The sequence below is a fragment of the uncultured Methanobrevibacter sp. genome (genome assembly GCF_947170395.1).
Classification (GTDB): Archaea; Methanobacteriota; Methanobacteria; order Methanobacteriales; family Methanobacteriaceae; genus Methanocatella.
The window spans coordinates 1-13,226 of record NZ_CAMVTE010000012.1 but is presented as its reverse complement, the minus strand read 5'-3'; the positions used below and the strand labels follow the sequence as shown (position 1 = coordinate 13,226).

Here is a 13,226-nt window from a genome sequence, read left to right as displayed (position 1 = left end):
AATTTATTCGCTTTGAGTAAAGCAAAAGCTTTACCTCATTTAATTATTACAAGATACATAACTACAATTATATTTAAGATAATTGGGGTTATTATTTTGAAATTCAGACACTTTTTATTTATTGGCTTAATTTTGGCTATTTTATCACTCGGAGCCGTTAGCGCTTCGGATAATCTAACAGACGTGAATGTTTTAAAAGAAGGCTCCTATTGGGATAATGACTTTTACATTACCGTTAAGGAAAACTACACACAGGATAAGGTGGACTGGTCCTCTCAGGAGCTGATTTACATCTCCTCATATTCAAATGACAACACCACTTTAAAAATACTTGTAGATGATGTTGTAAAGCAAAATCTGAGTGTAACCGACGGATATTTTTCAAAAGAGGATGACGGATATGGGGGAACATACAATAAATATTACGCAAACATTTATCCGGCAGATCTGGGATTGGACTTCGGAACATATAATATCAAAGTCAATGAGGCTGACAAAACACTTTTAAACTCTCAGGTAACATTAAAGCAGAAGGATGACTTTGATATCTGGTTGCAGAATCCTTATTATTGTGAAGAGGAGTATTGGAAATCTCCAAGTTTCATCGTAATAGATTCTAATCACTTCAACACCGGAACCTTGGAAATTCTTGTAAACGGCTCTCGAAAATTAAATTTCACACTAACAAATGGAAATTTTGAATCCATTGCCGATTGCAGCAACAAATCAAGATACATTTCACCGTCTGATCTCTTTGAAGGTTATGGAAGATATGATGTAAAAATTACATTTGAAGAAAATGGTTTAACTAAAACTTTGAGCCAAGAAACAGTGCAGGTGGCTGAATTTGAGCCTACAACCAATCCGAAGCTAGAAATTGGATTTGATTTGTATTATCTGACATTGCCTGCAGACAATGTAGTTCACATCTATCTGCCTCGTGAAGCGACAGGAAGATTGTCAATCAGTTATAATGATGTTAAAAATCAGACAGTAACATATTCCAAAGGCTTTGCAACCCATAATATAACCTCATGGAACCTAAATCATTTGGGTGAAAATGTCATAACCGTAACATATGAAGGGGATGATTTCGGGACATTGACTGCAACAGGAACAGTAACAGTTCTTCCTGATATAAACTGCCCTAGTTATGTTAGTGTTGGTGAAGAGTTTTCCATTTCAATGCTTACCCATGATTGGGTTTGGGGAGATTTCAACGTATACGATTTCACAGGTGACGTTAAGGGAAATCTCCTGGCAAGCGATGAAATATTCAAAAGACCGGCAAATCAGTTTGCAACAGCATCAGTTAACCTTTCAAGTGATAAGGTCGGTTTAAATAAATATTATCTGGAATTTGACTATCCTGGTGGAAATTATCCTGTAGTTCGTGAAGTCTATGTGGTTGAAAACAGCAAAAACGTTAGCGTTAATGTTACAAAATCCGCCAAGATAGGATCTGACGTGTTCATTAACATTACAGCAACGCCTGCTCCATTCAATTTCCTGTATATTTCAGTTGATGACGGTCCATTTGAGATGTTTTCCATGCAAACAGGAGAGGTTTCAAAAAAGGTTTCCTTTTCAGCAAAAGGTTACCATGATGTATCCATTAAATATGACGGCAGATATTGGGACAGTGATGGAAAATACATTGGAGATGTCTATTCCAATACATTCATTGTCAATGTTGGCTGTGAAACTGAAATCATATCAGACGATGTAATTAGAGTTTATAAGGCATCAGATAATTTGAAAATCAATCTTAAAGATGAAACTGGAAGCAATTTGGCCAATAGGGAAGTAATCATCAGATTGGACGGCAAGACATATGTGAGAAATACTGATGAAAATGGAATTGCTTTATTGCAGCTAGATCTTGATGCCGGAAACTATAGTGCAGAAATTGCCTTTGAAGGCTTGCCCGGATATCTTGCTTCAAATGTGACTGCCAAAATTACAGTAAAAAAGGCAGAGACAAAACTGCTTGCAGATGACATTTCAATGTATTATGGACAGTCCAGACAGCTGACTGTCAGGTTATCGTTAAATGATTCCGCTTTGGCAAATAGGAAAATTCTTATCAGTTTGAATGGTGCTGATTATAATAGAACTACTGACATTAACGGTCAGGTTTCACTTCCCCTTAATCTTGGAGTTGGCGAATATAAGGCATTGTTTAATTTCTCAGGTGATGAAAACTTAATCGGATCTGCTGCAAGCTCTAAAATTGTCGTAAGCAAAAGCACTACAAAACTAATAGCTCCTAAAGTGAATGCTGTTTATAACTCAGGCAAAAACCTTGTAATCACTCTTAAGGATGCCGGCAATAAGGTTGTGGCCGGAAAATATGTTTCATTTAAATTGGCCGGGAAAAACTACAACATGAAAACAGACAAAAACGGACAGGTCAAACTGGCCATAAATCTGGCTGTAAAAACCTATGAATTTAGTGTAAATTTCAAGGGCGACGGCAGTTACTTAAAGTCCTCTGTGAAAGTAAAAATAGTTGTTTCAAAGGCCACTGCTAAATTAACTGCTCCGAATAAATCATTTAAACTAAGATTAAATGCAAAAAAGGTTACTGCAACTTTAAAGGACAATAAGGGTAAAGTTATGAAAAACACAAAACTCACCTTAAAGCTCAACGGTAAATCATACTCAGCAAAAACCAATTCAAAAGGTGTTGCGACATTTACAGTTAAGCTAACCAAAAGAGGCGCTTTCAGTGGAAATATTAAATTTGCAGGTAATTCAAACTTCAAATCAGCCAGTAAAACTGTAAAAATAACTGTTTACAGATAAGGGGTTCAATCCTCTTATTTATTCTTTTTTAGTTCTGTTTATTTCAACTTTTTTTTCAAATTCATTTAGTCACTTTTATATAATAATAAATATAAATTTTTAACCAGTAACTTAAAAGTTATAAGTTAGAATTTGATATGAGGTTAAACTATGGTAAGTGTAAACATAGAAGCTAAAAAAACCGTAGATGTAATGATTGAAAAAGCAGATGAATTAAACATCGCTGTAGAAACTTTAGGAAATGGCGCTACAGTTTTAGACTGTGGTGTTAATGTAGATGGAAGTTTCAAAGCTGGAGAACTTTATACCAAAGTTTGTCTTGGTGGACTTGCTGATGTTGGAATTTCAATTCCTGGAGATTTATCTGAAAAATTCGCACTTCCTTCAGTAAAGATTAAAACTGATTCACCTTCTATTTCAACATTAGGTTCTCAAAAAGCAGGTTGGTCTGTATCTGTAGGCGACTTCTTTGCATTAGGTTCAGGACCTGCTAGAGCAATTGCTTTAAAGCCAGCAGAAACTTATGAAGAAATTGATTACGAAGACACTGAAGCTGATTTAGCAATTTTAACATTGGAAGCTGATGTATTGCCTGGCGAAGATGTAGCACAATACATTGCTGATGAATGTAAAGTTGACGTTAAAAACGTATACTTGCTTGTAGCTCCTACATCCTCTTTAGTCGGATCTATTCAAATTTCCGGAAGAGTTGTGGAAAACGGAACCTACAAAATGTTAGAATTTATTAAATTCGACGTAACCAAAGTTAAACATGCTGCAGGTATTGCTCCTATCGCACCTGTTGACCCTGATGGCCTTAAAGCTATGGGTAAAACCAACGATGCAGTACTCTTCGGCGGAAGAACATACTACTATGTGGAATCTGAAGAAGGAGATGACATCGCTGATGTGGCTGCTCAATTACCATCTTCAGCTGCTGACGGATATGGTAAACCATTCTTCGATGTATTCAAAGAAGCAGGATTTGACTTCTACCAAATCGACAAAGGAATGTTTGCTCCTGCAGAAGTAGTCATCAATGATTTAACTACTGGTAAAATTTACAAAGAAGGATTTGTAAACGCTGATTTACTCAAAAAATCCTTTGGTGTAGATGAATAGATTTTCATCTATTCTTTCTTTTTTTCTTTATTATTTTAGATTAATTTTTTAAAGGTGTTTAAATGGAAATTTCAGAAATTATTAAAGATTCTTTTAAATTTCCGGCTAATAATATAAAAGCACTTGCAATATATATAGTCATTACATTTGTAATAGGATTGTTGATTGGAGGAGCAGCTCTTTCAAAAATATATTTTGCCAATAATTCTATGTTCGCTATATTGTCTTTCATTGCGTTTATTGTTGCATTATTAGTTGGATTTATCCTATCAGGTTATCAGATTGACGTTATTAAAACAGGTATAACTTTTGATGAACTGGCTCCTGACTTTGATTTGAAAAACGACTTTATAAGCGGTATTAAATCAGTCGTCGTATCTATCGTATGTTATATTATTCCGGCAGTAATTGCTTTAATTGTTGCATTTATAACCAATGTGCCTGCTCATATTTTAAAGTTCAGCGAATATATAAGTATAACTAACACCAATGGGGGCGTTATGCTAAATAATGCTACAAATCCCGTTCCTGCCGATGTGGTGTCAGGTTTATTTGGTTCTCTTTCAATTACTCTTCTTATTTCAGCCATATTCTTTATCATTTTCTCATTTATTGCGATTATGGCAACTGCAAGATTGGCAAAGACTGACAGTTTATCAGAATCATTAAACATTTTGGAGGCTGCTAAAGACATATCAAGAATTGGAATCGGAAAGGTTGTTGCAACTGTTGTTGCAGTGTTTATCATTATTCTGGTTGTCAATTTAATTGTATCCCTTATTGGTCAATATATACCATTATTAAGCTTTATAAATATCATTTTAACTCCTTACATGGTGTTTGCTTCCAATAGGGCTACCGGATTGTTATATTCACATATTGCATAAGGAAAAGTAATCTTATTTTTCCTTTTACTATTTTTTTGTTCAAAATATTTTTAAACGATAATAGATATAATAATATTATTGGAGATGTATATTATGACTGATTTAAAAGGTACAAAAACTGAAGCAAACTTACAAGCAGCTTTTGCTGGTGAGTCCCAAGCACATACTAAATACCAATACTTTGCTGCAAAAGCAAAAGAAGAAGGATATGTTCAAATCCATGACATTTTCATGGAAACTTCCAAAAACGAAAGGGAACACGCTAAAATCTGGTTTAAACTTTTACACGATGAAGATATTCCAGACACAATAGCTAACCTAAATGCAGCAGCAGACGGTGAAAACGAAGAATGGACTTCAATGTATAAGGAATTTGCAGAAACCGCTAAAGAAGAAGGTTTCCCAATGATTGCATTCCTGTTTGAAAAAGTAGGAGCAATCGAAAAAGAACATGAAGAAAGATACAGAACATTACTTGCAAACGTTGAAAACGATGCAGTATTCAACAAAGAAGCAGACATTGAATGGAAATGTGAAAACTGCGGATTTGTATTCTCAGGACCTAATGCTCCTGAAAAATGTCCTGTATGCGGACTTCCAAAAGCACACTTCGAAGAAAGAGCTACTAACTTTAAATAAGCTCATTCTTTCTTTTTCTTTTTTTTAGTTACCGGCTAATCACCAAATATTTATATATGGGATTATTAAATTTTAATCTAGAGGTTGATTTAAATGGCAGATTTAAAAGGCTCAAAAACTGAAGAAAACTTAAAAGCAGCACTTGCTGGTGAATCTCAAGCACGTGTAAAATACGAATTTTACGCTTCTCAAGCTAAAAAGGACGGATATGTGGAAATCAAAGAGATCTTCCAAGAATCATCCGACAACGAAAAGGAACATGCCAAAATTTGGTTCAAATTGTTACATGACGGTAAAGTGCCTGACACTTTAACCAACCTTGCAGATGCAGCAGCAGGTGAACATGAAGAATGGACTTCAATGTATAAAGGATTTGCAGAAACTGCACGTGAAGAAGGCTTTGATGATATTGCAGACCTCTTCGATGCAGCAGGTGCTACCGAAAAAGCACACGAAGACAGATACAATGCATTGACCGACAAAATCAACGCAGGTAAAGTCTTTAAGAAAGATGAAGAAATCGCATGGAAATGCAACAACTGTGGATACATCCATTACGGAACAGACGCTCCGGAAGTATGTCCGTTATGTGACCACCCACAGGCACACTTTAGAAAACAAGATACTAGTTATATCTAATCTTTTTTCTATTTTTCTTTTTTTTTTGATAATTTATATTAATATCCTGGTACTAACTAATATATAAGGGATATTATGATTGAAAACAACATTTGCTTATTGACAGATAGTTACAAGGTAACTCATCACTATTTTTATCCTGAAGGCACAGAAAAGATTTATTCTTACCTTGAAAGTAGGGTGGGTGCTGAATTTAACAAGACTATCTTTTATGGGTTGCAATATATAATTAAAAAGTATTTGGAAGGTCAAATTGTAACAGAAGAAAAGATAGATGAAGCAGACAAGCTTATGGCTGCTCATTTAGGCGAAGGTATATTCAACAGAGCAGGCTGGGAATATATTCTGGATGAACATGACGGAAAACTCCCGATTGAAATAAAGGCCGTACCTGAAGGAACACCGGTCGATGTTAGTAATGTATTAATGACTGTAGAAAATACTGATAAAAAATCATACTGGCTGCCGAACTACCTGGAATCTCTGCTCCTGCAGGTTTGGTATCCATCAACCGTTGCTACACTGTCTGCAGAGGTTAGAAAACTTTCCAACTTTTATCTGGAAGTGACAGGTTCATCTAAAGAAAACTTGGATTTCATGCTCCATGACTTCGGATATAGGGGATCTTCATCTACCGAATCATCAATGCTTTCCGGTTCAGCTCATCTTCTCAGTTTTTCTGGAACAGACACAATTCCTGCATTGACAATACCTGAAAACTACTACAATGACTCAAACGTATACGGATTTTCAGTTCAGGCTACAGAACATAGTGTAATGACCTCATTAGGTCCTGAAGGTGAAATGTCACAAATACTCAATGTCATTGACAAGGCAAATGATGGAGTTTTATCCATGGTCATTGATTCATACAACTACAGAAACTTCCTGACTGAAGCCGGAAGGTCAGGCAGTGAATTGAATGATGCCATCTTAAGCTTTTTGGATGTTGAAGGAAATAAAGTAGTGTTTAGGCCGGATAGTGGGGAACCGGTTTCAACCACTATTGACTGTTTAAATCTGCTTTCAGAAGGTTTCGGATGTCATCTAACCGATAAAGGATACAAGGTATTTGACTTGAACATCGGTCTTTTGTGGGGAGATGGTCTCAACTATCAAAAAATCCGTGATATCCTGTTTGCAATGAAATCCAACGGATGGGCTGCACAGAACATTATTTTCGGCATGGGCGGAGGACTCCACACTGCCGTAAATAGGGATACTCAAAGAAATGCATTCAAATGTTCAGCTCAACGGAGGGATGGCGAATGGCATGATATCTTTAAAAACCCACTTGATTCAAGTAAAAAATCAAAAACCGGTAGATTCAAGTTAATTAAAAAAGATAATTCCTTTAAAACAGTTTCTATCGATAGTGAAGGTGAAGATTATCTGCAGACTGTATTCAGAAATGGGGAATTATTAATTGATGATAAATTTGAGAATATAAAACAAAGGGCATTTAACTACTCAAATTTCTTATGAGGTGATAATATGTGTACAGCAAGTAATTACATAACTGAAAAACATTATTTTGGACGTAACTTTGACTATGAAATTTCATATAATGAGAGAGTTACTATAACTCCAAGAAATTATGAATTTAAATACAGAAAAATAGATGATATCAAAACCCATTATGCCATAATTGGTATTGCTGCTGGCATTGATGGATATCCATTGTATTATGATGCTTGCAATGAAAACGGATTGGCCATGGCTGGTCTTAACTTTGCAGGAAATGCAGTCTATCGTGAATATGAAGATGGTATGATTAATATCACTCCTTTTGAATTTATTCCATATATACTTGGCTCTGCTTCTTCAGTATCTGAAGCTAAAAAATTACTTGAAGAAATCAATTTGGTTAATATTAACTTTGCTGATGAGCTGCCTTTATCTCCACTTCATTGGATGCTTTCAGATAATAATGGTGAATCTATCGTTGTTGAACCAATGGAGGATGGATTAAAAGTATATGATAATCCTGTAGGAGTAATGACCAATAATCCTCCTTTTGATAAGCAGTTATTTACTTTAAATAACTACAGAAACTTATCCAATAAAAATCCTGAAAACACTTTTGGAGGCGATTTTGATTTGGATGAATATTCCAGAGGTATGGGTGGATTAGGTCTTCCCGGAGACTTGTCATCATCTTCAAGGTTTGCAAAGGTAGCATTCACTCGTGCAAATTCCTATTCTGGCAGTGATGAAAAAAGCAGTGTTGGTCAATTTTTCCATATTTTGGGCTCAGTTGAGCAGCAGAACGGATGTACATTTATCTCAGATCCTAATTTGTATGAATATACTATCTATACTTCGTGTTATAATACACAGGATGGAATTTTATATTACAGGACATATTTGAATTCCCAAATCACTGCAGTCAGCTTGGCAAATGAGGATTTGGATTCAACAGATTTAATCAACTATTTATTAATTAATGAAGAGCAAATCAATTTCATTAATTAAACTTTTTTTTTATTTTTTTGCCTTTTTGTAGTATATTTTTCCACTTTTTTATATGAATATGTAAATTGTTCAATATTTTTACACATTTTTTACATATTTCTTATCAAAAAATCATTTTAAAATCAATATTTATTCTATTTTGGTATTATTTGTCTGAAAATCAAGAAACTATTTATATTTCAACAAACATAAATATTAAAGAATAATCTTTTAATTGCCTTAAGATTATTTGATTTTTATTAATTGACTGGACCAGGGGGTGAAAACGCAAAATGAAAGGCAAAAAGTTAATCGTGATAATGGCTATAGTTATTCTTATATTTACTATTCAGGCGTCTTGTGCGCTTGAATCGGATAATGACTTTAATTTAACACAAACAAATCATGTTAATACTGTTAATGTTCAAATTGATGATGATAATCAAGTAAATAATGAGTTGAATGACTCTGCAGGTATTAAAAACAATATTAGCGTAAGCTCTAAAAGTAATGTTTTAGGTGTTTCCAATGAGGATGATGTTTTAGGTAAGGATTGGACTCCATCTACTAATACTATGAAAGCGTTGAGAGATCTACTCATTAATACGACTCTAATGCCGGGAGATAATGTTTTCCTAAATGGTTGGACATATTCTGGTGATTTTGTTTACTTTACTGTACGTCCAGGTATTAATATTTATGGAGGTAGCTCTACTACTGATACTGCAAAGGCTACACTTGACTTTTCTGGAATTATAACTCATCCTACTAAGTCTAGAATTACATTTGTTGATAATACTAAAATTACTGGAGTTAATTTTGCAAATCATTATTTTGAGTCTTCTGTAACTACTGGGAATCCACCTGGAAGGGGGCATTTGATTGCTTGTAATGGAGCGGTTTCATTTTATAATTGTACTTTTGAAAACAACACTGTTTATCAGAAGTCATATATTATAAATTATGATAAAAGTGGAAGCGGAGCTATTATTGAAAATTGCGAATTCTACTATAATACTGCTTCAGTTATAGTATGTATTTCAAGCACAATCACTAATTTCAAAGCTAATAATAATTTATTCAAACACAATAAGGGAACTATTAGTCTTGACCCAAATGCTAATTCAAATTCTTTAGGATTATGTTTTAAAGTTAGCTCTGTGGGTGCTGTTTTTGACAATAATACTTTTATCAATAACACAAATGCAGTACACGGTGCAGCTTATTGTGTAAATGCAGAAAATGTTATTATATCCAACAATCACATTGAAAATAACTCTGCATCATATGGTGCAGGTATTGAATGTCACAAGGGTACAATGAAAGTTTATAACACAACTTTCATAGGCAATCAAGCTTATGGACCTAATGTCATGAAACCTGATAGAAGTGGGGGTGGTGGTGCTATTGCTTTTATTGGACCAAATAACTACATTGAAAATTGTACATTCATCAATAACAGTGCTGAAAAATTTGGTGGAGCGATGGATATTCATACAGTTGATACGGAAAGGGCTGATAACACTGTAGTTGTAGACTCTAGATTTGAAAATAACTTTGCTGAAAGTGACTACGGTGGAGCTATATTTATTCAAGGTGACTTTGCAAACATTACAAACTGCAACCTTACGAATAATTTCGCACCTATTGGAGGAGCAATACAAATTGTAGGTTCCAATGCGAGAATCTATGATTCAAAATTCGTTGAAAATGGTGCTATTCAAGGTGGTGCTGTTTATATTGAGGGTAATGCTGCAACTGTAGGCAATTCAACATTTGCAAATAACAATGCAACTCATAATTTGGGAAGTAGAATTGTTGATAATCTTTCTAAAGTTACTTCCGGTGGGGCTATGTTTATTCAAAGTAATGATGTATCCATTAAAGATACTTCATTTGAAAGTAATGTTGCTGAAGGTAATTATTCTCTAAATACTGGTTTGGGTGGAGGTTTATACCTCATAGGTCAAAATCCAGATTTTGACAATGTTAATTTCACACAAAACGATGCTACATTAGGAGGTGGTGTTTATATTGAGGGTAGCAATATCGACGCTTCAAACATAAACTTGTACAATAACACTGCTGTTCAAGGTGGTGCTGTTTATATTGATGGTAATGATATAACTCTTGATAAGATCACTGCAAAAGAAAACAATGCTATTCAAGGTGGAGCTGTTTATATTCAAGGTCACAACACTGAGGTGGTTAATTCAACATTCGATAACAACCTTGTTACTCGTGATATTGATTCAATTAAACCTGGTGCTGAAACCCTTTTGACTATGGGTGGCGCTATCTATATCGATGGTAATAATGTAGCAGTGGCAGGTAATAATACTTTCAGAAGAAATATTGCTTCAGGTTTTTATATTAATGGTGGTCTTGGTGGTGCTATTGCTGTAGAAGGTGATAATACTACAATATATGATGGCCAATTTACTTTGAATGAAGCAGTTAGTGGTGGTGCTATATATATTGATGGTGCTAATGCTACTGTAAAGGATATGCACTTCACAACAAATAATGCTGTTCAAGGTGGTTCAATATTCATTAATGGTGCTAATACTAACATTACTGGTAATACATTCTATGATAATAATGCAACACATAATTTATCTTTTAATGCTAGTTCAGTAATTAGCTTACCTACTATAGGTGGTGCTATTTCTGTTAGTGGTGATTATTCTACTATAACTAATAATAACTTTACATATAATGCTGCTATAGGTGTTGATACTAATGGTGGTCTTGGTGGTGCTATTGCTGTTGATGGTTATCACACAAATATTGCTGATAATATATTTGATGATAATGAAGCTATCATGGGTGGTGCACTATATGTAACTGGTACTAATACCACTATTAACAATACTAACTTTACATATAATAGAGCTATTAAAGGTGGTGCAGCTTATATTAAGGGTATTAACACAACTGTTGAAAATTCACAATTCATGTACAATAATGCTACACATAACCTAACTTACAACTTAAATCCTATATTTGATAGTGTACCTGCTGAAGGTGGTGCTATTGATATTGTAGGTAACAACACCTTATTGGATAATTTATTATTCTCTGAAAACAATGCTATTGGGGTTAATCCTGATGGTGGTCTTGGTGGTGCAGTTGCAGTAAACGGTTACGATACAAGAATTGTAGATGTCACTTTCGATGCAAATCAAGCTATCAAAGGTGGTGCAATATATGTTAATGGTACTTTAAATGCTCTCAACTATACAAATTTCACATCAAACAGTGCAATTCGCGGTGGAGCAGTGTTCATTACTGCATTCAATACTACATTTTTAGGTTGTGACTTTGACAACAATACAGCAACTCATGACTTAAGATTTGCAGTCAATGATGAATTGAATAAGCTTACATCCATTGGTGGAGGTATTGCAATTCAGGGAAATGACGTTAACATAATCAACTCCACTTTCACTAACAATACTGCTGTCGGAATATATGAAGACGGTGGATTGGGTGGTGCAGTTGCTGTAAACGGTACAGACAATTGGATATATAATTCATTATTTGAAGATAATGAAGCTATCAAAGGTGGTGCTTTCTACCTTGAAGGCGGATCCACAGTACTTGAGGAATCCAATTTCACATACAATCATGCAATAAAAGGCGGAGCAGGTTATATTGACGGGGCAAACAGTGTTATTAAAAATTCTCTCTTTGAAGACAATAACGCAACCCATGACTTGAAATTCAATCTATCCGATGCATTGAAGAATTCAGCCACTGCTGGTGGAGCGGTTTACATCATAGGTCATGACGTTAACGTGACTTCAAGTAATTTCACACATAACCATGCCAATGCTGAAAATCAAACAAGCAGCATAGGTGGTGGTGCATTTTACATTGAAGGAAACAAGGTTAACATTACAGATTCCAAGTTTGAAGAAAACACCGCTTTGAAAGGTGGTGCGGTATATATCACAGGTAATGTAACCATGATATATGACAGTAATTTCACACGTAATTCCGTAACCAATTTCACAGTTATGGAAGGTTTCGGAGGAGCGGTATACTTGGAAAGCTCACATGGCAGTGATTTCACTCGATGTAATTTCGAAAACAACTCAGCTTCCATAAACGGTGGTGCTATCGATTGGCATGAAGGTGCAACTGACGGTCAAATCTTGGATTGTACATTTACCAACAACACTGCAGGTGCTAATGGTGGTGCTGTGTTCTGGTTTGGTACTGGAGGTATCATAAAAGGTTCCAATTTCACAAACAATGCAGCTAACGGAACTGTTGCTTGTATGATGGGCAACTCTGGAGACGGAGGAGCTATCATGTGGACAGGTTCAAATGGTGTAATAGATGATTGTGAATTTATAGACAATACATGTACTGACAATGGTGGTGCAATATACTTACGTGGTGTTCCAGGACGTGCAGATTGTAATAACAATTCATTTATAAACAGCCACTTTGAGAATAACTCTGCTGGTGTTAACGGTGGTGCAATCACATGGGAAAATGGTGCAACCAATGGTAAAATTGAAAACACTACATTTGAGAATAACACTGCAAAAGCTAATGGTGGTGCTGTGTTCTGGTATGGTACTAATGGTACTATTGAAGGATCTAACTTTACTAATAATCGTGCTTTAGGTACTGAAACTGGTACTTATGGTCGTTCTGGTGAAG

The 13,226-nt window shown here is 35.0% G+C and carries 8 protein-coding genes; all 8 read left to right on the top strand.

What is annotated here, in order from left to right; genetic code table 11:
• The first annotated feature begins 96 nt into the window (after positions 1-96).
• Positions 97-2,808: an Ig-like domain-containing protein gene (locus Q0W04_RS04625; RefSeq protein WP_298500879.1), complete on the top strand. Its 2,712-nt coding sequence runs from the start codon at positions 97-99 to the stop codon at positions 2,806-2,808.
• A gap of 150 nt (positions 2,809-2,958) precedes the next feature.
• A complete protein-coding gene (mch, locus tag Q0W04_RS04620; protein WP_298500878.1) occupies positions 2,959-3,930 on the top strand; it encodes a methenyltetrahydromethanopterin cyclohydrolase in 972 nt (323 codons plus the stop codon).
• Positions 3,931-3,992: 62 nt separating this feature from the next.
• Entirely contained in the window at positions 3,993-4,817 is an 825-nt protein-coding gene (locus tag Q0W04_RS04615; protein WP_298500877.1) for a DUF4013 domain-containing protein, read from the top strand.
• A gap of 93 nt (positions 4,818-4,910) precedes the next feature.
• The gene (gene rbr / locus Q0W04_RS04610; RefSeq protein ID WP_292808338.1) at positions 4,911-5,456 is read left to right on the top strand and encodes a rubrerythrin; all 546 of its coding nucleotides are present in this window, start codon (positions 4,911-4,913) and stop codon (positions 5,454-5,456) included.
• A 93-nt stretch (positions 5,457-5,549) separates the two neighbouring features.
• Positions 5,550-6,095, top strand: a complete 546-nt coding sequence (gene rbr / locus Q0W04_RS04605) for a rubrerythrin (RefSeq protein WP_298500875.1) — start codon at positions 5,550-5,552, stop codon at positions 6,093-6,095.
• 75 nt (positions 6,096-6,170) lie between these two features.
• On the top strand, positions 6,171-7,580 hold the full coding sequence (locus Q0W04_RS04600; protein WP_298500874.1) for a nicotinate phosphoribosyltransferase: 1,410 nt from the start codon (positions 6,171-6,173) through the stop codon (positions 7,578-7,580).
• A 9-nt stretch (positions 7,581-7,589) separates the two neighbouring features.
• Positions 7,590-8,570: a choloylglycine hydrolase gene (gene bsh, locus Q0W04_RS04595; RefSeq protein WP_298500873.1), complete on the top strand. Its 981-nt coding sequence runs from the start codon at positions 7,590-7,592 to the stop codon at positions 8,568-8,570.
• A gap of 272 nt (positions 8,571-8,842) precedes the next feature.
• The coding region (locus Q0W04_RS04590; protein WP_298500872.1) for a right-handed parallel beta-helix repeat-containing protein at positions 8,843-13,226 on the top strand (4,384 nt) is incomplete at its 3' end.

Bases quoted from the DNA above. Each gene is read 5' to 3' on its own strand.
- rbr (WP_292808338.1), top strand. From the start codon at position 4,911: ATGACTGATTTAAAAGGTACAAAAACTGAAGCAAACTTACAAGCAGCT.
- mch (WP_298500878.1), top strand. From the start codon at position 2,959: ATGGTAAGTGTAAACATAGAAGCTAAAAAAACCGTAGATGTAATGATT.
- Q0W04_RS04600 (WP_298500874.1), top strand. From the start codon at position 6,171: ATGATTGAAAACAACATTTGCTTATTGACAGATAGTTACAAGGTAACT.
- Q0W04_RS04615 (WP_298500877.1), top strand. From the start codon at position 3,993: ATGGAAATTTCAGAAATTATTAAAGATTCTTTTAAATTTCCGGCTAAT.
- rbr (WP_298500875.1), top strand. From the start codon at position 5,550: ATGGCAGATTTAAAAGGCTCAAAAACTGAAGAAAACTTAAAAGCAGCA.
- bsh (WP_298500873.1), top strand. From the start codon at position 7,590: ATGTGTACAGCAAGTAATTACATAACTGAAAAACATTATTTTGGACGT.